At 44.2% G+C, this 23,993-nt stretch carries 20 protein-coding genes; 10 read left to right on the forward strand and 10 right to left on the reverse strand.

Annotated features, from left to right (window positions below):
• Positions 1 to 4: 4 nt before the first annotated feature.
• The gene (fdnG, locus tag J3U64_RS02880) at positions 5 to 3,112 is read right to left on the reverse strand and encodes a formate dehydrogenase-N subunit alpha (protein ID WP_267408214.1); all 3,108 of its coding nucleotides are present in this window, start codon (positions 3,110 to 3,112) and stop codon (positions 5 to 7) included.
• A gap of 473 nt (positions 3,113 to 3,585) precedes the next feature.
• Between fdnG and modA the strand changes: the two genes are divergently transcribed.
• Genes modA through J3U64_RS02900 form a run of 4 tightly spaced genes read left to right on the forward strand, consistent with a single transcriptional unit; the run spans position 3,586 to position 6,618 of the window.
• Entirely contained in the window at positions 3,586 to 4,353 is a 768-nt protein-coding gene (gene modA / locus J3U64_RS02885) for a molybdate ABC transporter substrate-binding protein (protein ID WP_267408215.1), read from the forward strand.
• 51 nt (positions 4,354 to 4,404) lie between these two features.
• Positions 4,405 to 5,085, forward strand: coding sequence for a molybdate ABC transporter permease subunit (modB, locus tag J3U64_RS02890; protein WP_267408216.1), 681 nt, complete (start codon positions 4,405 to 4,407; stop codon positions 5,083 to 5,085).
• A gap of 56 nt (positions 5,086 to 5,141) precedes the next feature.
• Entirely contained in the window at positions 5,142 to 5,831 is a 690-nt protein-coding gene (locus J3U64_RS02895) for an ATP-binding cassette domain-containing protein (protein WP_267408217.1), read from the forward strand.
• Positions 5,749 to 6,618, forward strand: a complete 870-nt coding sequence (locus J3U64_RS02900; RefSeq protein WP_267408218.1) for a TOBE domain-containing protein — start codon at positions 5,749 to 5,751, stop codon at positions 6,616 to 6,618. The genes J3U64_RS02895 and J3U64_RS02900 overlap by 83 nt, the downstream gene beginning before the upstream one ends.
• Before the next feature lie 438 nt (positions 6,619 to 7,056).
• Here the strand turns inward: J3U64_RS02900 and J3U64_RS02905 are convergent, their stop codons facing one another.
• The 3 genes from J3U64_RS02905 to J3U64_RS02915 all read right to left on the reverse strand — a co-directional run bounded on the left by J3U64_RS02905 (position 7,057) and on the right by J3U64_RS02915 (position 9,941).
• Positions 7,057 to 7,557 (reverse strand): TPM domain-containing protein, encoded by a 501-nt coding sequence (locus J3U64_RS02905; RefSeq protein WP_267408219.1) that lies wholly within the window; start codon positions 7,555 to 7,557, stop codon positions 7,057 to 7,059.
• A gap of 461 nt (positions 7,558 to 8,018) precedes the next feature.
• Positions 8,019 to 8,948: a DnaJ domain-containing protein gene (locus tag J3U64_RS09940; protein WP_323811389.1), complete on the reverse strand. Its 930-nt coding sequence runs from the start codon at positions 8,946 to 8,948 to the stop codon at positions 8,019 to 8,021.
• Between the two features lie 123 nt (positions 8,949 to 9,071).
• Positions 9,072 to 9,941 carry a TPM domain-containing protein gene (locus J3U64_RS02915; protein WP_267408220.1) on the reverse strand — a complete coding sequence of 290 codons (870 nt, stop codon included), beginning with the start codon at positions 9,939 to 9,941 and terminating at the stop codon, positions 9,072 to 9,074.
• Between the two features lie 600 nt (positions 9,942 to 10,541).
• Between J3U64_RS02915 and J3U64_RS02920 the strand changes: the two genes are divergently transcribed.
• Positions 10,542 to 11,135 carry a glutathione S-transferase family protein gene (locus J3U64_RS02920; protein ID WP_267408221.1) on the forward strand — a complete coding sequence of 198 codons (594 nt, stop codon included), beginning with the start codon at positions 10,542 to 10,544 and terminating at the stop codon, positions 11,133 to 11,135.
• An 835-nt stretch (positions 11,136 to 11,970) separates the two neighbouring features.
• Here the strand turns inward: J3U64_RS02920 and J3U64_RS02925 are convergent.
• Positions 11,971 to 12,561 (reverse strand): LemA family protein, encoded by a 591-nt coding sequence (locus tag J3U64_RS02925; protein WP_267408222.1) that lies wholly within the window; start codon positions 12,559 to 12,561, stop codon positions 11,971 to 11,973.
• A gap of 144 nt (positions 12,562 to 12,705) precedes the next feature.
• Here J3U64_RS02925 and J3U64_RS02930 point away from each other — a divergent pair, with 144 nt between their 5' ends.
• Complete coding sequence (locus J3U64_RS02930; protein WP_100139789.1) at positions 12,706 to 12,927, forward strand: YdcH family protein; 222 nt, start codon at positions 12,706 to 12,708, stop codon at positions 12,925 to 12,927.
• 26 nt (positions 12,928 to 12,953) lie between these two features.
• Here the strand turns inward: J3U64_RS02930 and J3U64_RS02935 are convergent, their stop codons facing one another.
• The 5 genes from J3U64_RS02935 to J3U64_RS02955 all read right to left on the reverse strand — a co-directional run bounded on the left by J3U64_RS02935 (position 12,954) and on the right by J3U64_RS02955 (position 18,447).
• The gene (locus J3U64_RS02935) at positions 12,954 to 13,415 is read right to left on the reverse strand and encodes an acyl-CoA thioesterase (RefSeq protein WP_267408223.1); all 462 of its coding nucleotides are present in this window, start codon (positions 13,413 to 13,415) and stop codon (positions 12,954 to 12,956) included.
• A 6-nt stretch (positions 13,416 to 13,421) separates the two neighbouring features.
• A complete protein-coding gene (gene pyrC / locus J3U64_RS02940; protein ID WP_267408224.1) occupies positions 13,422 to 14,456 on the reverse strand; it encodes a dihydroorotase in 1,035 nt (344 codons plus the stop codon).
• Between the two features lie 138 nt (positions 14,457 to 14,594).
• Positions 14,595 to 14,834, reverse strand: a complete 240-nt coding sequence (locus tag J3U64_RS02945) for a sulfurtransferase TusA family protein (protein WP_416384973.1) — start codon at positions 14,832 to 14,834, stop codon at positions 14,595 to 14,597.
• A gap of 820 nt (positions 14,835 to 15,654) precedes the next feature.
• On the reverse strand, positions 15,655 to 17,316 hold the full coding sequence (gene recN / locus J3U64_RS02950) for a DNA repair protein RecN (protein WP_267408226.1): 1,662 nt from the start codon (positions 17,314 to 17,316) through the stop codon (positions 15,655 to 15,657).
• Between the two features lie 240 nt (positions 17,317 to 17,556).
• Entirely contained in the window at positions 17,557 to 18,447 is an 891-nt protein-coding gene (locus tag J3U64_RS02955) for an NAD(+) kinase (protein WP_267408227.1), read from the reverse strand.
• A gap of 495 nt (positions 18,448 to 18,942) precedes the next feature.
• On the opposite strand from J3U64_RS02955, the gene miaA reads away from it, so the two are divergent.
• The 4 genes from miaA (at position 18,943) to J3U64_RS02975 (ending at position 23,824) form a co-directional block, all read left to right on the forward strand.
• Complete coding sequence (miaA, locus tag J3U64_RS02960; protein ID WP_267391264.1) at positions 18,943 to 19,887, forward strand: tRNA (adenosine(37)-N6)-dimethylallyltransferase MiaA; 945 nt, start codon at positions 18,943 to 18,945, stop codon at positions 19,885 to 19,887.
• Positions 19,888 to 20,241: 354 nt separating this feature from the next.
• Positions 20,242 to 21,759, forward strand: a complete 1,518-nt coding sequence (locus J3U64_RS02965) for an acetyl-CoA hydrolase/transferase family protein (protein ID WP_267391265.1) — start codon at positions 20,242 to 20,244, stop codon at positions 21,757 to 21,759.
• Positions 21,760 to 22,087: 328 nt separating this feature from the next.
• Positions 22,088 to 23,338 (forward strand): serine hydroxymethyltransferase, encoded by a 1,251-nt coding sequence (glyA, locus tag J3U64_RS02970; protein ID WP_100139781.1) that lies wholly within the window; start codon positions 22,088 to 22,090, stop codon positions 23,336 to 23,338.
• A gap of 279 nt (positions 23,339 to 23,617) precedes the next feature.
• Positions 23,618 to 23,824, forward strand: coding sequence for a hypothetical protein (locus tag J3U64_RS02975; protein ID WP_100139780.1), 207 nt, complete (start codon positions 23,618 to 23,620; stop codon positions 23,822 to 23,824).
• The last annotated feature ends 169 nt before the right edge of the window (positions 23,825 to 23,993 follow it).

The following is a 23,993-nucleotide window of genomic DNA, read 5'->3' on the forward strand; positions in this document are numbered from 1 at the left end:
CCCCTCACGCTTTTTCGATATTGCACAAAAAGGTTTTGTATTCCGGTGTCTGAGTGTTGCAGTCACCGACAAATGGTGTGAGTGTATTGATGAGAAATTGTTTTTTCTCACCAACATTCACCCAGCCACCATGCAGGGGAATACCAATCTGATGCACGGTCTGGCCGTTGATGTCCAGAGGGCGCAAACGTTTGGTTACCACGGCTTTGGCTTCTACCCAGCCGCGTTTAGTACTGATTTTAACGGTATCACCTTTGGCAATTTTCTTTTGTGCTGCCAGCTCTTCGCTGATTTCCACAAACTGTTCTGGCTGAGCAATCATCAGCAATTTCACAGACTTGGTCCAAAACTGGAAATGCTCAGTAAGGCGATAGGTGGTACCGACACATGGGAATTCGTCTTTGTTTCCGATGCGTTCTTTTACGCTGTCAAACAGGCGTACAGCGGGCGTATTGAGAACTTTCGGATACAGTAAATTTTTACCTACTGGCGATTCCGTGGGTTCGTAGAATGTCGGGAATGGACCATCCACCAATTTTTTAGTACAAAACAGACGGCCTACACCTTCTTCATTCATGATAAACGGATTCATATCCGTATCCGGTGCCTGATCAGCTTTGTAGTCGGCCACATCAGCACCAACCCATTTGCTGCCATCCCAGTGAATCAGTTTACGTTCGGGATCCCACGCTTGGCCGGATGGATCGCAGGACGCACGGTTATACAGGATACGGCGGTTGGCCGGCCACGCCCATGCCCAGCCGGGGGTATTGCCCAAACCGGCATTACTATTGTCTCGCCGAGCCATCTGGTTTCCGTTTTTGGTCCATGAGCCGGCAAAAATCCAGCATGCACAGGCGGTGCTGCCATCATCGCGTAATTGAGCAAAACTATCTAGCTGCCCACCTTTGGGCACAATAATATTGCCTTGTTCGTCTTTGATATCGGCCAACGCCCAGCCATTGGATTCCTGTGCCATTTCTTCCGGTGTGGGCGAATGCGCTACTTTGTACGGCCAGCTCAGATTGATAATCGGCTCGGGAACTTTTCCGCCTTCTTTTTCATACAAAGCTTTGATACGCAGATGTAACTCGGCCAAAATCTCCAAATCAGCTCTAGCATCTTCCGGTGCTTCTGCGCCGGCATAGTGCCATTGCAACCAGCGTGAAGAATTAACAATAGAGCCGTTTTCTTCGGCAAAACACGGTACCGGCAGACGGAATACTGTGGTGAGAATGGAGCTGGAATCTACATTATGCGCATCGCCGTGATTTTCCCAGAAGGTGGCTGTTTCCGTATTCAGTGGATCCATCACCACCATCCATTTGAGGCGGGAGAAGGCTTCAACGATACGATTGGAATCTGGGAAAGAACCCATGGCGTTGAACCCTTGCACCAGCAGACCATGCATCTGCCCCTGGTACATCATTTCCGCCATTTGGAGGACATCGTACATTTTGTCCCACTTTGGTAGCCAATCGTAGCCCCAATTGTTTTCTTTGGTGGCTTTGTCACCGAAAAACCATTTGAGCAGGCTGACCATGAATTTGGGCGTATTGCTCCAGTAATTGAGCTGCCCCGGGCGCATTGCTTTCGGTGTCTGTACGCTCAGGTAGTCTTCAAAAGTAGGATTTTTCTTTTCATTTGGCAGACTAAGATAGCCCGGCAAGCTGGTGGAAAGCAAGCCAAGGTCTGACAGTCCCTGAATATTGGAGTGGCCGCGCAAAGCATTCACACCGCCACCGGGCATACCGATATTGCCAAGAATGAGCTGAATCATGGCCATGGTACGGATATTCTGCGAACCATAGGTATGCTGCGTCCAGCCTAATGCATATAAAATCGTACCGGCTTTATTTTTAGCTGAAGTGGCACCCAGAGCCTGACAAACCAGCAAAAAGTCTTCTATTGGTGTGCCAGTAATTTTGTGCATCATTTCCGGTGTGTATTGGGCATAATGGCGTTTCATGACCTGCCACACACAACGCGGGTTTTCTAAGGTTGGGTCGGTTTTGGCAAAGCCGTTTTCGTCCAGCTCATAAGTCCAACTGGCATTATTGTAGACAGCGCTGCCCTTGGCTCCTTTCGGCGCTGCTTCGGGTGTCGGACGTCCATCTGCACTGGTGTAATCAGCATGACCGGAAAATAGTCCTTCGTTAAAACCATAATCATCAGCAAGAATAAAAGCAGCATTGGTATAGTTTTTAACGTATTCCCATTGCACTTTATCATTCTTAATCAGCCAGTTGATTACTGCGCCCAAGAAAGCAATATCCGTACCGGAGCGTATCGGCAGATAATGGTCGGCTACGGATGCGGTACGGTTGAAACGCGGGTCACAAACGATAAGCTTGGTGCCTTTTTGTTTTTTAGCTTCGATTACCCATTTGAAACCAACAGGATGCGCTTCGGCAGCATTGCCACCCATTACCAGAATAAAATCTGCATTCTGGATATCGGTCCAAGTATTGGTCATCGCACCGCGGCCAAATGTAGCAGCCAGTGCGGATACAGTAGGACCATGACAAACACGTGCCTGAGAATCTGTGCCTACCAGCCCGAGCGAGCGCATGAATTTCTGGGTCAGAATACCGGTTTCATTGGAGCTGGCTGAAGCACACAGCATACCAATTGTTTCTAGCCGGTTTACAGTGACGCCGTCAGCATTTTTTGCAATCAGGTTGGCATCACGCTCGTCTTTAATCAGGCGGGCGATGCGGTCCAGTGCTTCATCCCAGCTAATGTCTTTCCATTCGTTGGTTCCTGCTTCACGCACTTGCGGATGCAAAACCCGATTGGGACTGTTAACAAAATCTATCAGGGAAGCGCCTTTAGGACAAAGACTACCTCGGCTGACTGGATGATCCGGATCGCCCTCTATATGAAATATTTTCTTTTTAGCGTTTTTTGCTCCGTCCCCCAGACTGTACAACAGCGTACCACAGCCTACGGAGCAATAAGTACAGTTATTGCGTGTTTCGGTTGCGCGTAAAAGTTTATATTGACGGACTTCGGCAAAGGCTGTGGCCGGTGCCATGCCCATTACCGCTAATCCTGTCGCGCCGGCACCAGCTGCGGTAACCTTGAAAAACTGGCGTCTTGTCAGGTTCATGTGTGTTGGTTCCTAATTAAATTTTTTTTATATCTTGCAGTGAAACTGAATGCTGTCCTGCTTGCTGATAATAGAGAAATTTATAATTTCTAACATTTAACGCCATTATAATACCTTATTTAAACTATTATGTGGTTTTATCTGTTTTTTTTAATTTGAATAAATAATTATAATTTTCATTTAAATTATTTATTTACGTATTGCTAAGATTGTTTTAATTTAAACAATACAATTATTAATTGAAAAAATATTGCAAGATTATTACGCTAATTAATTATTTCTCTTAATTATTAATATTTTGACTTTGAACTCATTAATCATCTAATTTTTTTCGTATTCAAGCTGTGAAGCATAGCCAGCCTGCAATTTAGTATTCGTTATATAGTCATGTATATTTCGAAACAGTTTTACTTTATAATCAGATAATTTTTAACCCTGCTGGAATATTAGTTCTCTTTGATTAAGGATAATTTATGCGCTCTCTTTCTGCCCGTCTTAGCACTTTGATAACTACTGCTGGTATGTGCGTACTGAGCACTACTTCTTTGGCTGCCGACCTCACCGTTTCCGCTGCCGCCAGTCTGACCAATGCATTTAATGACATTGCTAAAGCATACCAACAACAATATCCACAAGATAAGGTGCGACTAAATTTTGGCGCGTCAGGTTCATTGCTGCAACAAATTCAGAATGGTGCACCGGTAGATGTATTTGCATCGGCAGACCAGCAAACTATGGATCAGGCGCAGGCCAAAAATCTGGTACGAGCAGCAGACCGAGTTAATTTTGTAAATAATACTCTGGTACTGATTACCCCTAAAAACAGTACTTTAAACATACGCAATATGAAAGATTTGCAACAGGCTAGTATCCACCATATTGCACTGGGCAATCCGGCTTATACGCCAGCTGGCCGTTATGCACAGGCTGCGATGGAGCAGGCAAAAGTCTGGAGTAAGGTACAGCCAAAAATTGTTAATGTGAATAATGTGCGGCAGGCACTGGACTATGTAGCCAATCAGTCAACGGAGGCCGGTTTTGTTTTCGGCACAGATGCAGCTATCATGCCGGATAAAGTACAAGTAGCAGCTACTATTCCCACCACTAAAGCAATCAGCTATCCGATTGCCCGTACAATAAATACTAAAGAGCCGGCTGCAGCCAACCGTTTTATTGGATTCGTTCGCTCGGCCAAAGGGCAACAGATCCTAAAACGCTATGGTTTCCAGAGTGTGCGCTAAATAAATAATGCTTTTATCATAAATGGATAAATCTTCCTGCAAGGAGAGAGAATGGCTGCGGCGTGGATTGCTCTTGCCCTGTCGCTTAAAATTGCTCTGTGGGCTACAGTTTTCAATCTGTTTCTTGGTGTAGGTATCGGCTATCTGTTTGCGCGCAAAGCGGTGTGGGGACGGGAATTGCTGGATACCCTTCTCACTCTGCCAATGGTGATGCCGCCAACGGTGCTCGGCTATTATTTATTGGTCGTACTGGGTAAAAATGGTTTTATCGGCCAATTCTTACAGCAATATTTAAACATCAATCTGATTTTTACGTGGCAAGGCGCAGTAGTAGCTGCTACGGTGGTTTCGTTTCCGCTGGTTTTTAAACCGGCACGTGCTGCCTTCGATAGTCTGGACCCGCAGCTGGAGCAAGCGGGTCGTGTATTAGGCATCAGTAATGTCGGCGTTTTTCTGCGCATTACTCTCCCGCTGGCTTGGCGCGGTATTCTGGCCGGCGTATTACTCGCTTTTGCGCGCAGCATGGGAGAATTTGGCGCTACGCTGATGGTAGCAGGCAGCATTCCTGGACAGACGCAAACATTGTCGATTGCGGTTTATGAAGCAGTACAGGCTGGTGATGATCAACTCGCTAATACGCTGGTGCTGATTATATCGGTGGTATGTATTCTGATATTGTTGTTAACCAGCAGACTGCTGTCTGGCAAAGTGCCAGTAGCAAATCTCAGATAAAGCTATGTTCCTATAAGAAGCCGCCTTGGTCATATTTGATTCACTCCAATGACGCTATGTTAGATATCAATTTCCAGAAAAGCATTCATCATGCCGATGGCAGCCAGTTTACTCTAAATATCAACTTACAAACTCTGGCACCACGTACCATAATAATGGGGGCTTCGGGTAGCGGCAAAAGCCTGATGCTCAAAGCCATTGCCGGCTTGCTGACGCCTGAGCAGGGGTACATTATTGTTAACGGAAAAACGCTTTATCAAAGTGAGCAGCAACTCAATCTGAGTCCGCAAGAACGCAGATTGGCTTATGTTTTTCAGGATTATGCGCTTTTTCCTCATCTGAATGTGCGCCAAAACATCGCCTGCGGCATTCGGCATGGTTTGTTCAATCCGCGCAAGCGCAGCCGGCAGGCAGAAGTTGAACACTGGCTCAACGCCATGCAGCTTGATATGGTTGCAGAACAGTATCCGGCACATTTATCAGGCGGCCAGCGTCAGCGTGTTGCGCTGGCTCGTGCACTGATTGCGCGGCCGCATGCTATTTTGCTGGATGAACCATTTTCTGCCTTGGATACCCATTTGCGCACACAAATGCGCACTGAACTGGCGGCATGGCAGCAGAAGCTAAATTTACCCATGCTCCTGATTACCCATGATCCGGCAGATGCCGCTGCTTTTGACGCTACTATTTGGCACATGGATAATGGTCGCCTACATTCTGCTCCTAATGACCATAGACATGCATGAATTCAATCTGGATACCGAGCTGATTCCCACTATAAACGGCCAACGAATGGGAAACAGCAAACGTATAATCTTGCTCGAAAACATTCAGCGTTTCGGTTCCATCACTCAGGCAGCCAAAGCAGTACCAATGAGTTATAAGGCAGCTTGGGACGCGATTGACGCGCTAAATAATCTGGCACCGCAGCCGTTGGTGGTACGCCAAACTGGTGGACAGGGCGGCGGTAAAAGCGCTTTAACTACCTATGGTGCGGCTTTCCTTCAGTATTACCACACCATGCAACAACGCCATCAACAGTTGATGCAGCAACTGCATAACGAGTCTGACCATAGCCATTATGGCCTGTGGCAAAAAATGAATTTGGACTTGAGTGCCGACAATCAGCTAGCTGGAACAGTAAGTAGAGTTGTAAAAGGCAAAGTGAATCATGAAGTTCATTTACGCTTGAGTAGCGGACAGGAACTGGTGGCCATACTCACACGCCACAGCTGTGAACAAATGGAGCTCACAGAGGGTGTAGATGCTCTGGCACTGATTCAAGCCTCTGCCATCATACTGGCTCGCCCTACTACCAATTTTAATCTTTCTGCTCGCAATCAAATTCGCGGTTGCATACGCCGTATAGACACCGGTGCCGTGAATAGTGTTGTGACCGTAGATTTAGGTGCTGAGCTGAGCTTGTCTGCCAGTATTACTCGGCACAGTGCTGAAACGATGCAATTGGATAGCGGCGATGAAATCATGCTGCTAATTAAAGCTCCAAGCATTATTCTCGGACGCTTACGCTAAACATTTTTTAGATTCAAACCACAAAGTAATCATGAATAAAATGAAGCCAGAATAACCATTTTAGCAATGAGTTTATTCTGGCTGTTGTGACGCCTGATAGACAGGCTATCAGCGGCCATACATGCGCTCTTTGTTTCAATCTGTCATTTAAAGCCGCAACTTATTGTAAACCCAACCTATCTGTAAATTATATTTTCATTGAAATTTTATTCAAAAAAAATTATTTATATCAATTCAGAGAAGTTTATTGATAATAAATATCAATAATTACCATTATTGCGTTTCTTCTATTGTGGCAATATTGGATAAAAATATCGTTTCTAATGCCGCTGATCACTTCCGGAGATGAAATTGCTTTTCGCACAGAACTAACCAGCCGGATAGCATATAATCTGCGGATACTTACAGATACTCAACCCCCATGTTATTCTGCAAGTATCAACGCAAAATCACATCATCGGCCAGTTCGTTTCTTCCAGCCTGAGTACGCGGGAAATACTGCGCCAGCAAATCTGTTAGTTCTTCCAGTCCGCGGCTTAAACCATCCACATAATTCTGCTGATGAAAAGCCATAAGTATGTGCGTGCATATTTCCTGCCATTGCGCAGCACTAACACAGGCATCTATTCCACGATCGGCGATAATTTCTACAGCGCGGTCTGCAAACAGGACATACACCAGAACGCCACAACGTGCAGAAGTATCCCAAATACCCAAATTGTTGAACCAATACTGCGCACGCTGTCGAGGCGTTGTATGGTGACACAAACTGGCCGTATTGATACGCGATTCAATCACAAAGCGTAATTGTCCGGTATGGCGCTGTTCAGAATTGGCAATGTGTGTGGTCAATTGTTGCAGCACTTCTTCAGGAAAATACTTACTCACCCGCTGGCGCGGATGGGTCCAGTGACGCCATAATCGGGGCAACATTCGCATACTCAGTTTATCCGTGCGCATCCTGTCCGCTCTTTTCGCAGTTTCAGAATCAGTATGGTAGCACTTCAAGCTGATTTCGTGGACGCAGAGATAGGGAAAATCAAAATCTGAGAAATATTTATTTCTACACCGAAGACAGAGAAATACGCTCAACTGTCTACCCTGAACCGGCTGAATGCTTTTATATAATCAAGCTTATTACCTCTTTCAGCACGTTAAAAATCAGGTACCAGCCCATACAAAATATTTTTAAAAAATATCCACAGTATCTTCAGAGCAAAGATCCGGCAGGACTACACTGCTGAGAAATGAATTTTCATAGGTGTTGCCATCTTAGAAAAAAACCACTCCGGAATCAGAAATTTCTTGCTTCCAACAACCTATCTGACACTTTATCTCGGAATTCCAAATAATAGATTAGCTATTCAACATCAATACACAAAAGCAAAGCATCATTTAAGCTAAACAAAACCACGCAACTGTTTCACGTAAGCATAAGCAGCTTGTATACGTTGAGTATGCTCGGTAGCCCGCTGCATTTCTTTTGCAGACAATTTTTGTTTTACTAGTTTATCCGGATGATATTTATTCATCAGGCGGCGGTAAGCCTGTTTGATTTCATGCACACTGGCTTGGGGATTGATACCCAGCACCTGATACGGATCGCCGCCCAGCGGTTCTTCAACAGTCTGATGCTGTTGACGACTGCTCTGCTGCTGTTGCCGGAACTGCTGTTGTTGCTGCCGCGATTGCTGCTGTCGTTCCTTTTGGCGCTTACTCTGACGCTGATGCTTCCATTGCTCATTAGTTTGCCAGTAACGCTTATATTCACTCTCTTGCCCATGCACAGTTTGGCTGGCAAAAATCAGCATCTGCGAGTAAGGAATATGAAACTCATCAGCAATGATATTTAAGATACGCCGTTCATTATTGTGCAGCCTGCCATCAATCAGCGCCAGCTCAAGCATGTGTTTACAAAACAACATCAACGCGCGTTTTTCATTTCGGTAGATACGGTACAACTGCCCCAGCCGAGCTCTAAGCGGATAGTTTTTCAGTTGCCCCATGTTAAAGCCATAGCGCGCCAGAACGGCCAATTCGTCATTGAGCTGCAACTTTTTAATCAAGGCATAAACAGATGAACGGTCTTCATCCGTGACATGTCCCTTAGACGCACATATCTGGCCGGCCACTTCAAACATTACCGCTACATAGAGATTTTTATCGGTTGCAATGGAATCTTCAGTACCATCATCTACAATGTGGGCAGCAAATAAATAAAACAAAATCAGGATAATCAGTATAATATCCAGCAACACACCACCAGCACCGAAGAGCAAAGGTAAAAACCACAACAGCAATAAACAGATACCTGCACCGAGATTAGACATGTAGACCAGCCGATAGATAAAATCAGTAAATAGTAAGGTAAGACAAATAACTATACATGAATTTACGCGGAGTCTGATAATTTTTCAGAATTTTATTCTGCTCAGCACCACCCTGTGCCGCTTTCACCAGCTACCAGAAGCACCGCCTCCACCATATCCACCGCCTCCACCGCTGAAGCCTCCGCCTGACCCGCCACCACCCCAAAAATTATCATCATGCGGATTGTAATGGTCACTGACAAATACATTTCCGGCAAAAACATAAGTTACGATATAGGAAAAAAGCGCAATAATAACGGCCAGAATCAGGTTCCAGCCAATATACCAGCCCAGAGCCAACACCAGTAAAGCTAAAATGAAACTGCCTAGCCGAGTGCCGAAAATATTTTTTAAAAATGCTCCCCCAAAAAAGACCAACATCATTGCTTCTATAAACATGGCAGAGAAACTTTGCTTTTGCGGAGGCTGCTGTGATACCGCCGGCAGTTTCTCACCATCAATCAGTTTTTCCAAAATGTCTACCGTTTGTCGTACCCCACCATCGGTATTATTTGCACGCAGTTGCGGACGCAGCACATCATCCAGAATACGCTTTGCATACACATCTGGAATAGCACCTTCCAGTCCGCGGCCAGTGGCCAGAAAGGTTTTGTGTTCATCACGCACCAGCAGCAGTAACACACCATCATCAACACCCATGCGCCCCGGCCGCCAGTTATTCATAACTCTGGTGGCGTAATCAAACGGCGTTTCCGGTGCAATAGTAGGGACAGTTAAAATCACAATTTGACTACCATGCTGGTGACTGAAATCCAGCAACTGTCCATTTAAATCCTCTCGCGTATCCTGCTGCAACATATTTGCAGTGTCCATCACCGGCGCAGTTAAAGCAGGTATCGGCGCCAAATTTTCCGCTTGCGCAGCCATAATATAAAGCACGCAGCTTAGAAAAAATACCAACAGTTTATGGATGGATAAGCGGATAGTGTTCATATCATTATTACCTAGAAACAGTACTGCAGAGTGTCTCCGCTGACTGTAAAACCGGAATCAGAATCTAATTGTATTTAGACCATGTATCTGAATCATAACCGATAGTCAGCCATTTCCGCCATCACGGCAGCACTTTGCTAAGAGGCTTTAGACAAAAGATCAATTCGGCTCTGCTAGCACGATTTAATTAAAATCGGTACAGATTTAACACTTAGCAGCAAGCACAAACTGAGGGCAGATAAAATAGCCGGCTAATATCGCATCTATACAACTACATTTCGACAAATCGCTAAACCACCAAAATCATTCTTTTAGCACTACCGCGAGGCATCGTCTATGGGAGGGATAAAACCTAAATGAATTATATTAATATCTTGCCACCCGAATATTACCTTTTATTTATCAGCATTAAATTAGTAAATTCAAATTGCAAGAAATCTTAGAAGATAAAGATTTTGTTTTATCCAGCAACTACTTTACAATCTGTCATCACATAAGGTGATCATCTAGAGTTGCAATAGGAAATGATCACTTAAACCAAAAATGAATACTTACTTTTACGCAATACCGATTATTTGATTTATTAAAAGGAGACTAAGCTTGAAAATATACACTGCACCTGGAGCACGATCTTTGGCTGTTATCTGGGCCTTGGAAGAAATAGGTCTTCCTTATGAAGCAATCCGGGTTGAAATACACATAGATAATGCGGTTGTCAAATCACCTCATCCTTTTGGTAAAGTGCCATTTTTAACGGAAGGGAGCTTTTCATTAAGTGAAACGTTGGCCATATGCCTTTATATTTGTGAAAAAAAACAAAATACGTTATACCCTGCGAATTTACAAGAAAAAGCTATCATCAATTCTTTAATCAGTTTTTCGATTACTGACTTAGAAACGCCACTTTCTTGCCTTGCTAAACAGATACTGTTTACTCCTGAAGATCAGCAATGGCCAGAATTTATCAATTACTTTAAAAAACAAACCATTGATGTTTTGTCTAGGATAGAACTAAAAGAAACAAATGCATGGCTCATTGGTGATACCTTTACGTTAGCAGATATCTTTTTATCTCATCGATTAATGTTTGCAAAAGCATTTGGCATTACGTTGGACAAAAAACTTGAAAACTATCTTCAAAAAGCGACGAGTAGACCGGCGTTTTTGAAAGCTCATAAAATAAATGATAATTAATTCTCATTTATTTTACTTTTTTGATTAACCGCTTCATGGCGGTTTTTTTGACTGAACCCTCTTTACTGAATTGGATTGGTTAAGCCTTGAGCAAGTTAAAAGACGCTTTATCGGAATACTCTTCAAGTTTTAAATAAATTAGTCTTCTAACAAATTCTTTATGCGCCCTAAGTATGTCTGATGCGCAAGGCAAGGTTTCACGCATTTCCTCTACTGCTCTTATGAATAAGCAACCATTATAATCACTTTAAAAAACCATTATATGCCATTTGAATATTTATAAAATCGCATTTTTATCATTAAGTCCTTTAATAAAATCCTCAAGTTTTGAACGAAATATTGAGTATATATTTTTCAATACTTCCATTATTAGTAATTATGCCAGAGATAATTCACCGTTTGAGACGTCCGACTATCTCATTATTCAGGCAGTTGAGCAAAAGATATAAAGTGACATGTGAAAGGCATCATCTATATTAAAAAAGATTATTGTTAAAAATAACGATTCTAATGTTGAAAACCATAATAAATGAATTAAAAAGAGAGTTATATTTTTAAATTAGGCATCAATACGGAAGAAGACAATAATAAATATTCTAGCTTAATAGTTTAAATGATTTAATATATAGTGTTCCGCTTGATAGTCCCAAAGCTTATGGTGAAGGGCAGATAATGGCTATACGGCGAGAAGTAACCAATAGTATTAGAAAAAAAATTAATACTTACTATTGTTACACATAAAAGTCCTACTCTATATGTTCTCAGCAAAAGCAAACAGCCAGTTCTCATGAACCGGCTGTCACTTTGTAAAACAATTTGTACCTCTATTCGAGCTTTAAAACTCTACCTGAGGCGCCTGTTTTACAGCGGCTTCGTTTTCCGGCACAAAATTTGGCCGCACATGCATTCCGAAAATTTTCGCCGTCACATTATTCGGGAAAGAACGCAAGGTCGTGTTATACACCTGCACCGTTTGGATATAACGGTTTCGAGCCAGTGCGATGCGGTTTTCAGTACCTTCCAGCTGTGCCTGCAAATCACGGAAGCTCTGATCCGCTTTCAGGTTTGGATAGTTTTCAGTCACAACCAGTAAGCGGCTAAGCGCATTACTCAGATTACCCTGTGCTTGCGAAAACTGCTGCATTTTTGCAGGATCATCCGCATCGCTGCTCGTCATATTCAAACTGCCCACCCGCGACCGCGCATTGGTTACCTCAGTTAACACCTGCTGCTCATGCTTAGCATAGCCTTTAACTGTATTCACCAAATTAGGCACCAGATCGGCACGCCGCTGATATTGGTTCAGCACTTCAGACCATGCAGCATTGGCGGCCTCATCCTGAGACTGCATGGTATTATAACCACAGCCACTCAGGCTCAGAGTCAGAATAAATGCGCTTAAACATCCCATTAAGCGTTTATACATTGTAAACTCCCGTATGTGTTATTGTGTCAGTTTAACATGCCATCGTTACTTTTTTTGCCATTACTAGCGAAATCTTATATACCTTAAGCTATAATGAATGCAAAATAATAAAAATCATTTTTACCAAACTGTAAAGGATGTTATATGTTTCCTGAATATCGTGACCTAATTAGCAAATTAAAGGCGGAAAACACTCATTTTGCTAATGTATTTGAAGAACACAACCGTCTTGATGATAAAATCACCGGCCTGACCAACAATCCGGTAACCAGCGGGCTGGAAAATCTGGATGAACTAAAACGGGAAAAATTACGTCTTAAAGATGAAATTTATGCCATGCTGCGCGAAGCAGATGGCAAAGCCTGATAATTCAGTCCAGAAAAAACCCTGCTTTAAGCAGGGTTTTTTTGGATGCAATCATGTAGCATTAGCGTTTTGAAACGTTGCAAAATAGCAGCAGGAAAAGAAACTGCCTTATTATTTTGCTGATCGAATGCAACAAACGTTACCAATGCCTGAACAACAGTCTGGCCAGTATCTTTCAAAAAGATAGACTGGCAAATTTCGACCTTGCGGGAATGTACCCTACTGAAAGCAGTTTCAATCAGCAAATCATCGCCAAACACAGCACTATGTCGATAGCTGATATTGATATTAATCACTGCCATCCCGCAGCCCGCTTCAGCCAATAATGGCGTCAGCCCAGCCGTATCAAAATATTCCCAGCGCGCTTCCTCTAAAAACTCCAGATATCGTGCATTATTAACATGCTGGTATACATCCACATGAAAACCGCGTACTCGTATTTGAGTCTGATGCACTGTAGCGGACAGTGTCTGCTCTAATTTCTGCATAAGCGCCTAATCCACCAGTGTCCAGCTAATTGTGCTATTTGCACGTAGTGGCACCAAACGCTCATGGCCATACGGGTAATATGCCGGTACCGAGCGATTGGTTTTTACCAGTGTAATGGTATCCGTATTGCGTGGCAGACCATAAAATGCTGGTCCGTTTTCCGATGCAAAAGCTTGTAATTTATCCAGTGCGCCGGCCTGCTCAAATGCTTCAGCGTACAACTCAATAGCGGCAAAAGCACTAAATATTCCGGCACAGCCACAGGCACATTCTTTGTGCGTCTGCGCATGCGGCGCACTGTCTGTGCCAAGAAAAAATTTATGAAATTGTGGGCCACATACTGCCTGTATCAATGCCTGTCGATGATTTTCACGCTTCAGTACCGGTAAACAATAATGATGCGGCTGCATGCCTCCTACCAGCAGAGCATTACGGTTATACAACAGATGCTGTGGCGTTACCGTAGCAGCCACATTCTTACCTGCTGCCGCCACCAGCTGAGCAGCTTGGGCGGTGGTGATATGCTCAAATACTAGTTTCAGTTCAGGCAGACGTTGTAGTAATGGCTGCAACAACTCATCAATAAACACCGCTTCACGGTCAAAAATATCAACTTCACTATCGGTTACCTCGCCGTGCACCAGTAAAGGCATGCCTACTTCGGCCATGGTTTCCAGTACAGGCAGCAGAGCCCATAAATCACTGACACCGGCAGCGGAATTGGTCGTAGCACCGGCTGGATATAATTTACACGCTACGATACCGGCGGCTTTGGCCTCACGAATCAGCGCTGGTGTGCTCTGGTCGGTCAGATATAAAGTCATCAGTGGCTGAAAACTGTTGCCGGCCGGTACCGCGGCGAGTATCCGTTCACGGTAAGCCAGCGCAGCAGCAACGGTAGTTACCGGCGGCTTCAGATTAGGCATAATCACAGCTCGCCCCATTTGACGTGCACTAAAAGGCACCACTGCTTTTAAAGCTGCACCATCACGCACATGAAGGTGCCAATCGTCTGGTCTGGTTAGAGTAAGAGTCTGCATCTGCATCCGTTTCGTTAACAAACTGTTTTACAGCTCAATAATACAGTTAGGCTTATTTAGATTGTAGAACCACCGTAGCCAGCATGGAACGGCTAAACATCGTATTCATGCCGCCATTTATCCGCAGCAGCGCGAAAACTAACGGTGTTTCACCCACATCTGCATCACACCATCTTCGCCATTATGCACTTGCAGAAGCTGATGGCCTGTCTGGCAGCAAAAAGCAGCAAAATCGTCTGGCGCATTTTTATCGGTTGCCAACACTTTTAATATCTTTCCAGCCTCCATCGCGGCCAAGGCTTTTTTGGCTCGCAGAATCGGCATTGGGCAATTCAGGCCGATAACATCCAATGTCTCATCACTATGTGGTTCGCTCATCATCAGCTCATCACAGATAATTGAAAAATATGATTATACAACGTGCATGCATTTGCCCAATAGTCTCTGGGCAGAAGCCCAACATATTAATTAGAACAAAGTACAGCTATTTATCATCTGGATATTATTTTCCATGGCCTTCTCTGCCTAACATGTACAGGCTGTGAATAAATAACTACGTACTCTCAAAAATATTCTTTCTGTTTATTAAATCAGATTTAATACCTAAATACAGCACTATTTCGTTGAATCATATCTGAAGCTCATTATCATATTTTGGCTGTTATCTGATAAATGATATTTGTCAGTTTTCTACAGTATCGGATTGCTGGATTAAGCTGAAAATTACTAGAGATAAAAAATCAACCTACTGAGTGATTCTATGATTTTATATTGTGCCGTTAGCAAACATACTTTCTTATACAATACCTCTGCCTAAACCATCCCTGCTTATAGGTGTTTTACGGTGCTGTACCTCCTACCACCGTGGATAATACAAACTCTTTTCTAGCATTGTATCTGTACAATCAAGCTGACTGATTGGGGTTTGCGAACAAATAGATCCGTAATTCTTTCGCATGTTAGCTGATTCACATCGTTAATTGTTGATTCAGTAAGTCATATACAGTTGTAAATACTTCTCAATAGATAAAATTGTTTATACGGGCGGCAAATTTTTTGTGAAGTTATTTCAAACTATATGATAAAAATATAGTAGTTTACTGTAGGCAAAATCAGCAAAAAAATAAAAATCTACTCCAACCCAAGTACGGCAACCACCGCCTCCTCAGTACCAGATGCTGTATATAGTCAAACCAAATTACTTTTGTGCCAGCGCCAACATCTCGCGAGCATGATTGCGCGTGGTATCAGTAATGGTTTCACCTCCTAGCATTCTGGCAATCTCATCTATCCGGCTATCGGCAGTAAGAACCTTTATTTCACTTACAGTCTGCCCTTTAATGCTGTGTTTGCGCACCTGCCAGTGCTGCTGGCCACAAGCTGCTACCTGAGGTAAATGGGTAACCGCCAGAATCTGACGGTTCTGCCCGAGACTGCGCAAAGCATGTCCAACAACGTCCGCCACTGCACCGCCGATACCAGTGTCCACTTCATCGAAAATCAGCGTAGGAACTTCATTGTACTGGCTAGTTACCATTTGCAGTGCCAGGCTGATGCGCGCCAGCTCGCCACCGGATGCCACTTTACTCATGGCGCGCAAAGGTGTGCCCTGATTAGCGGCTACCTGATATTGCACCTGTTCTAGACCATGCAGAGAGGGAGAAGCACTGAGCAGTTCAATATGAAAACGTGCACCCTGCATGGACAGATTCTGCATATGAACAGTAGTTTGTTTAGCCAATTTCGCTGCTGCCTGATGCCTGCGGGCAGATAATTGCTGGGCTACCTGCATATATTCGTTTTCACGCTCTGCTACTCGCACCCGCAAAGCCTCAATATCAGCCGCTGCTTCCAGCTCATTTAATGCAGATTCCACTCTGGCCAATTCTTCCGGCAATTGCGGTGGCTCCAGCCGATATTTGCGCGCTATGCTCATTAATTCCTGCATCCGCTGCCCCTGCTGTACCAGCAGATTTTCGTCAGTTTCTACACTGGCACTGGCTTCGCGCAGATAAGCACTGACTTCACCCAGCTCGGCTTCTACCGATTCCAGCAGAGTCACACTATCGGCAAAAGCCGGTGCAGCCTTAATCAATGCAGCCAGTTGCTGGCGGCAGTGAAACAAACGGCTTTGCAAGCCATCATCACCATTGAGAATCTCTTCTACGCTGGCAGCTGTGTGCAGAATATCGGCTGCATGTACCAGCGCATCATGGCTCTGACTCAGCGTTTCCCATTCATTTTCCTGCACATTTAAAGCACTGAGCTCATCCAGGCGCCATTGTAGGCGTTCGCGTTCGATATTCAGGCTGTCAGCTTGAGTCTGAGCTTTTTCCAGCTCGCGTTCGGCTTCCTGCCAGCGCTGGTAGGCTTCTCGCACACGTGCAACTTCCTTATCCGCCCCAGCAAAGGCATCCAGTAAAACGCGCTGCGCAGCTTCACTATTTAACGAATGATGAGCATTCTGGCCATGGATATCGATCAGTAATTCACCAATTTGGCGCAGTTGTCCCAGTGTCACAGCCTGATTATTGATAAAACTGCGGCTTTTGCCTTTCACATCAATGGTACGGCGGATACTCAGCTGCGTTTCCTGTGCATCCAATAAGCCCTGTTCCTGTAGTAAGGACTGCGCCTGCGGGACATCGCTTACATCAAACAGGGCTGATAACTGCGCTTCTTTAGCTCCATGCCGTATTTGGCCGTAATCTGCTTTATCACCCAGTAACAACCCCAGCGCATCCAGTGTGATTGATTTGCCGGCACCAGTTTCCCCAGTCAGAACGGTAAATCCACTCTGAAAACTCAGGTTCAGTTCATCCACAATCACAAAGTCACGTAAAGACAACGCCAGCAGCATAAACAGCCTTTCTTCAAGAAAGCATCCATGATTCAGGGCTGATTTTAGTATTTTTTAAAAAAAGTGCAAGGTATTTTTTAGAAAAAACTAAAATTAATTATAAAAATTTCGATTTTATTAATTTTTACTACATGCCTTACACTTTTAAAGCATTACCATCTGTCATGCCACGTCAGCTAAAGCCTAAAATTAACGTAATTAAATAAGGATGTAGATGTATTAGAAACTATCAGCCACATTTCATACCAGCTGATCACCCCAGTGCAGTTTCTGGCGTAGAGTACGGTAATACTGATAATTCACTGGATGTAAGATACGTAGTGAATTGCGGTAGCGACTAATACGGATTTTATCCATTGTCTGCAAATCAAAAAATGCCTGCCCATCAAAATGCGCACGCGCATCCCCGCCTTTGGTAATCAACACTTCGATTTCACTGGTATCACTTACAGCAATCGGGCGGTTTGACATCGATTGCGGGCAGATAGGCACCAAACTGAATGCACGCAACGTGGGCTGTAGAATTGGTCCGCCGGCCGCAAGTGCATACGCTGTAGAACCCGTTGGTGTGGACACAATCAGACCATCCGAACGCTGGGTGTAAACAAATTCTTTATTAATGAATACTTCAAATTCAATCATCTGCCCCAGCGCACCACGGCTAAGTACCACATCGTTTAGTGCCAGTGAATGGTAAACGTCTCTGCCTTCTCGAACTACCGTCGTTTCCAGAAGAATACGCTCTTCTGGCAGATATTTGCCCGTCAGCATGCCGGTTAGTTCGCTAACCATTTGAGCACGCGGTACCTGTGTTAGAAACCCTAAGTGCCCCTGATGAATACCAATCAGTGGCACACGATAGGGAGCCAGTTTGCGAGCCACTGAGAGCAGTGTGCCATCACCGCCCAACACCATTACCAAATCACAGCGTCTTCCCATTTCACATTTGGTAATGATCTGGCAGCAATGCAAATTAGCCGCACTGATATGATTATCTGCTTGTGCCTCGCCGTCCAGATACACCGATAACCCTGCTTCAAATAAAAAAGCAATAAGTTCATTCAATACTTCACTCATCATCGGCGTTTGCGGACGGGTCACAATTCCGATATGGTTAAACTGGCTATTCATGAATTACATGTTCCTAACAAAGTAGCTCACCCAGAATTCAACTGCCTTGGTTTTTATGGCTTATTATAAAGGGTAATACATTAATATACTTCCTTATTGTAATCCTCCGATTTCAGCAAAATTCTTATGAATCAGGCGCAACATCACACTCAAGGGCTAATCAGCTGTAAATCCTGATAATTTTAAAATAAATGATTATTACCTTGGCAACAGCGTGTACACAAATCTGATCTGAGTGCTGACTAGCATTTGTCTTCAAATACAAACTATAAAATGCTCACTTTTATTTGCAAACTGTTGAAAAATTAGCATTGATTTTGCAAATATAGCCTAATTTACAGCATAGCTTTGGACTAAAAACAAACAATTTTCTTCGAATACCCACCAACTTCAGATATCGCCACATAAATAGCAGTTATCTGCTGCCATTTAACTATCATTCGCTGATTTAGCTAGTTCAAGCTACAATAATCGTTTAAAAACAGAGTTACTGCGATGGTTACATCTTTGCCTAAAGTATTTGCGCTTCTGGGACCCACAGCTTCCGGTAAAACCAGTTTAGCTCTGAATCTGGCTGCTCAATTTCCGGTAGAAATCATCAGTCTGGATTCAGCTTTGATTTATCGGGACATGAACATCGGCACCGCCAAACCCACACCCGCAGAACAGCAGGCAGTACCGCATCATTTGATTGATATCATTTCCCCATTGGAATGCTATAGCGCTGCCCAATTTGTGAGTGACTGTGTACGCTTAGCTAAAGAGATACACAGCCGCGGCCACCTTCCCTTACTGGTGGGTGGCACAATGATGTATTACCACGCCCTTACTCAGGGGCTCAGCAGCCTGCCTGAAGCCAATCCACATATCCGTGCCGAGCTGGAAAAACTAAAACAACAGCATGGCATGGATTATTTATATACTTTATTGCAGAAAGTAGACCCAATTACGGCTGCACGCCTGCCTGCCGGCGATAGCCAGCGCATAGAACGGGCACTGGAAATCTATCATATTACCGGTATCCCGATGAGTAGCCATCTGGCCAATCAGCAAAACCAGCAACCATCTGTAGACGTATGCACACTGGCACTGCTGCCAGCCGACCGTGCTCACCTTCGCGTTCAGATTGGCACCCGCTTCCATACCATGCTGGCACAGGGTTTTGTAGAAGAAGTGCAAGCATTGCGTCTGCAATACCCAGACCTGCACTCAGACCTACCCTCCATGCGTTGTGTCGGCTACCGGCAAGCATTTGATTATCTGAATGGTATCATTGATTACGACACCTTCGTAGAACGCAGTATCGTGGCTACTCGCCAGCTAGCCAAACGCCAGCTCACATGGCTACGCAAGCTCAATCCGCAGCATATGCTTGACCCATTTAATCCAGCCGGACTCTTTGAGCAGACAGCTCATCTGATGCAGCAATTCTTTTCCTGAAATCATCCATTTCAGAAAAATTCTAGCTATGAATATTTAAGCAATAATAGTAAAAATTTATGTAAACATCTGCATGCTTCCTCAATAGACATATTCACAACATGCTGAATTAATTAATCTTACTGATTATTAATCTATAATTATTTATCTATGTGTACAGCACAGCCCCTTACCCATGCACAGACAAAACAGCATAAGACAATTATTTACAGTAAAATGCACACCGTTGATAGCGTCATTACGTCTTCTCATTCATTCCGAAAGAGATAAACGGCAAAGACAACATTTATCCTTCACGCCTCACTCTAGCCAGGCAAGGGTCAGGCATTTTTGATTTAATAAGGAGAAAACACGATGTCCGTACAGGATCGCATCCGTTATACCTCACTTCATTCCCGTCTGATGTCTGCTGCTCAGGCTGCAACCCTGATTCAAAATGATGCCAATGTTGGCATGAGCGGATTTACCGGAGCCAGCTACCCTAAAGTATTACCGCAGGCAATTGCCGATTTTGCTCGTGCAGAACACGCTGCCGGCCGGCCGTACAAAATCAATGTCTGGACTGGTGCGTCTACAGCACCTGAGTGTGATGGCGTTCTGGCTGATGCACATGCTATTAATCAGCGCCTGCCCTTCAATACCGACCGCCACATGCGGCAGGAAATCAATAATGGCGATGTCAACTTCATCGACATGCATTTATCACATGTTGCGCAGCAAGCTTGGTTTGGCTTTCTGGGTCACATGCACGTGGCTATTATCGAAGTGCTGGGCATCACCGAAGATGGTTTGTTGATTCCGTCTACTGCCATTGGTAACAACCAGACTTGGCTGGATATGGCCGATAAAGTGATTCTGGAAGTGAATACTGGTCTGCCGGTACAGATGGAAGGCATGCACGACATCCCGGTGAGCAATGCCATTCCGCCTCATCGCACTCCAATCAACATGACCCGTGCAGACGACCGCATCGGTGAAAAATACATGAAAGTCGATCTAAACAAAGTGGTAGCCATTGTAGAATCCAATGCTCCAGACCGCGACAATGTATTCAGCGAACCCGATGACAAATCCAAACAGATTGCCGCATACATCGTAGACTTCCTGTCTCAGGAAATCAAAATGGGACGCTTACCGAAAGAAATGCTGCCAATTCAGTCCGGCGTAGGTAATGTGGCCAATGCTGTATTGGCTGGTCTGTTAACCGGTCCGTTTGAAAATCTTTTCGGCTATACTGAAGTATTACAGGATGGCATGCTAGACTTGCTGCGCGCAGGTAAAATGGCCACCGCCTCCGCTACAGCCATCTCTCTGTCTGCCAAAGCATTCAAAGACTTTGCCGACAATATTGATTTTTACCGTGAACGCATTATTCTGCGTCCGCAGGAAATTTCCAATCATCCTGAACTGGTACGCCGCTTAGGCATTATTGCCATGAATTCCATGATTGAAGCGGACATTTACGGCAATATCAACTCTACGCACGTAATGGGTACCAGCATGATGAATGGTATCGGCGGCTCCGGCGACTTTGCTCGCAACAGCTTCCTAAACTTCTTCGTTACCCCATCTACTGCTAAGGATGACAAAATCTCCTGCATCGTGCCGATGGTATCGCATGTTGACCACACCGAGCACGATACACAGATTATTGTTACCGAACAAGGTCTGGCCGACCTACGCGGACTGGCTCCACGGCAGCGTGCAAAAGTGGTTATCGAAAAATGTGCACATCCTGATTATCGCGACCAGTTGCAAGATTATTATGATCGTGCATTGCAGACCGCAAAAGGTATTCATACGCCACACATCCTGACGGAAGCCTTAAGCTGGCACGAACATTTCCTAAAAACCGGTTCTATGAAAATGTAATTCATCATATACCGTATCCAAACAGCCCTGAATCATTCAGGGCTGTTTGTTTATTTAATCAACACGCACCATCAGCCAACTAATAGTTTCGTATCCTATACTCGGCAGTATTAAGTACTACATCTGCACAGCATTTTGTACAATAATTTTTCCCACAGTCTGACCCTGACTGCAAAACATTCGCATTGTATGAATTCCCTTCATCATGGCAAGGCATCAAATTCAGCCACACAGCCATCACTATCAGTTAAAATAAGCGCGACTCAATCTCATTAGCTGCATACAGCACTCTCTTTATTTCTCTACTTTCATAAAAGGAAAGACCGCCATGTTTTCCAAAGCGTTAACCATCGAAAAATTCGACCCACAGCTAGCCGCAGCCATTGCCCGCGAAGACCAGCGCCAGCAAGATCATGTGGAATTAATTGCCTCAGAAAACTATGTTAGCTGCGCTGTAATGGAAGCTCAGGGCAGCCAGCTAACCAACAAATATGCCGAAGGCTATCCAGGCAAACGCTACTATGGCGGTTGTGAATACGTAGACGAAGTGGAACAGCTGGCCATAGACCGCCTCAAACAACTATTTGGCGCTACCTATGTTAATGTGCAACCACACTCCGGTTCACAAGCCAATCAGGCAGTGTACGCCAGTGTGCTGCAACCAGGTGACACCATTCTGGGCATGTCACTGGCTCATGGCGGCCACCTCACTCATGGCGCCAGCGTCAACATTTCCGGACGCTTATATAATGCCATTACCTATGGCCTGGATGAAAACGAAATCCTCGATTACGCACAAGTAGAACAACTGGCTCTTGAGCACAAACCGAAAATGATTGTCGCTGGCGCTTCTGCCTATGCACTGGAAATCGACTGGGCACGTTTCCGTGCCATTGCCGATAAAGTTGGCGCCTATCTGTTTGTGGATATGGCACACTACGCTGGTCTGGTAGCCGGCGGAGAATACCCAAATCCAGTACCGTTTGCCGATTTTGTCACTACCACTACCCATAAAACCCTGCGCGGCCCACGCGGTGGTGTGATTATGTGCCGCAGCGAAGAACATGCCAAAGCGCTTAATTCTGCTATTTTCCCATGCCTGCAAGGCGGCCCACTGATGCATGTGATTGCCGCCAAAGCCGTGGCATTCAAAGAAGCTTTGCAGCCAGAATTCAAACAGTATGCCCGTCAGATTAAAGCCAATGCCAAGGTACTGGCAGAAACCCTGATTGAACGTGGTTTGCGCATCGTATCCGGCCGCACAGAAAGCCATGTATTTCTGGTGGACTTACAGCCGAAAAAACTGACCGGAAAAACTGCCGAAGCAGTGTTGGGACAGGCTCACATCACTGTGAACAAAAATGCCATTCCCAACGACCCAGAAAAACCGTTTGTCACCTCAGGTATTCGTCTAGGTACCGCCGCCATTACCACCCGCGGCTTTACTGAAGCCGATACCCGCGAGCTAGGTCATTTGATTGCCGACGTACTGGACAACGCAGATAATCAGCAGGTAATTTCAGAGGTGGCTGAAAAAGTACAGAAAATTTGCAATAGATTACCCGTTTATGGAAAATAAACAACATTATTAAATTCTTAATATCTAGTTATTGCTTAGATACTATAGAATATTTATACTCAAATAAGGCTAATTTAATATCGATAAAATGATGTTTTAATCTGTTTTCTAATGATATAAACATCAACATGGATTTCCTTACAGGAAAACCAGCTTTAACTAATCAGATATTATCAAAATACCAATAAAGTATTAATATAGCCTCATTGAAAAAGCAAAGTTTACACTTTGCTTTTAAGATTTAAGGTATCTTGATAATAAAATTTGAAAGGAAACAAAATGAAAAAATTAGTTTCTACTGCTTTATTGGCTGCATCTTTAACAATGACTGCTGGTTTTGCTTTGGCTAATTCTCAGAATGACACTACCGATGTGCGCAATTTTGCAGAATCCACTGCTCAAAATGGCCAGAATACTCATGTTTCTGATTCAACTCCCGAAAACACTCCATACCGCACTGTTAATACCTATGCTGGTAATCACTAAATAGTGAGTAATAATCAAAAAGCATAACTTTTCAGTTATGCTTTTTTTTCGTCCATATTATCAATATTTGCTTTTTGATATTCATTCACGTTTCTTATTTCGATGCATTATCGAACATAAACTAAAATATCATTCTCATACCAAAAAAACCGCCTTACCACCCAAAACA

Origin of the sequence: Snodgrassella sp. B3800, assembly GCF_026535865.1 — a bacterium.
GTDB lineage: Bacteria > Pseudomonadota > Gammaproteobacteria > Burkholderiales > Neisseriaceae > Snodgrassella > Snodgrassella alvi_E.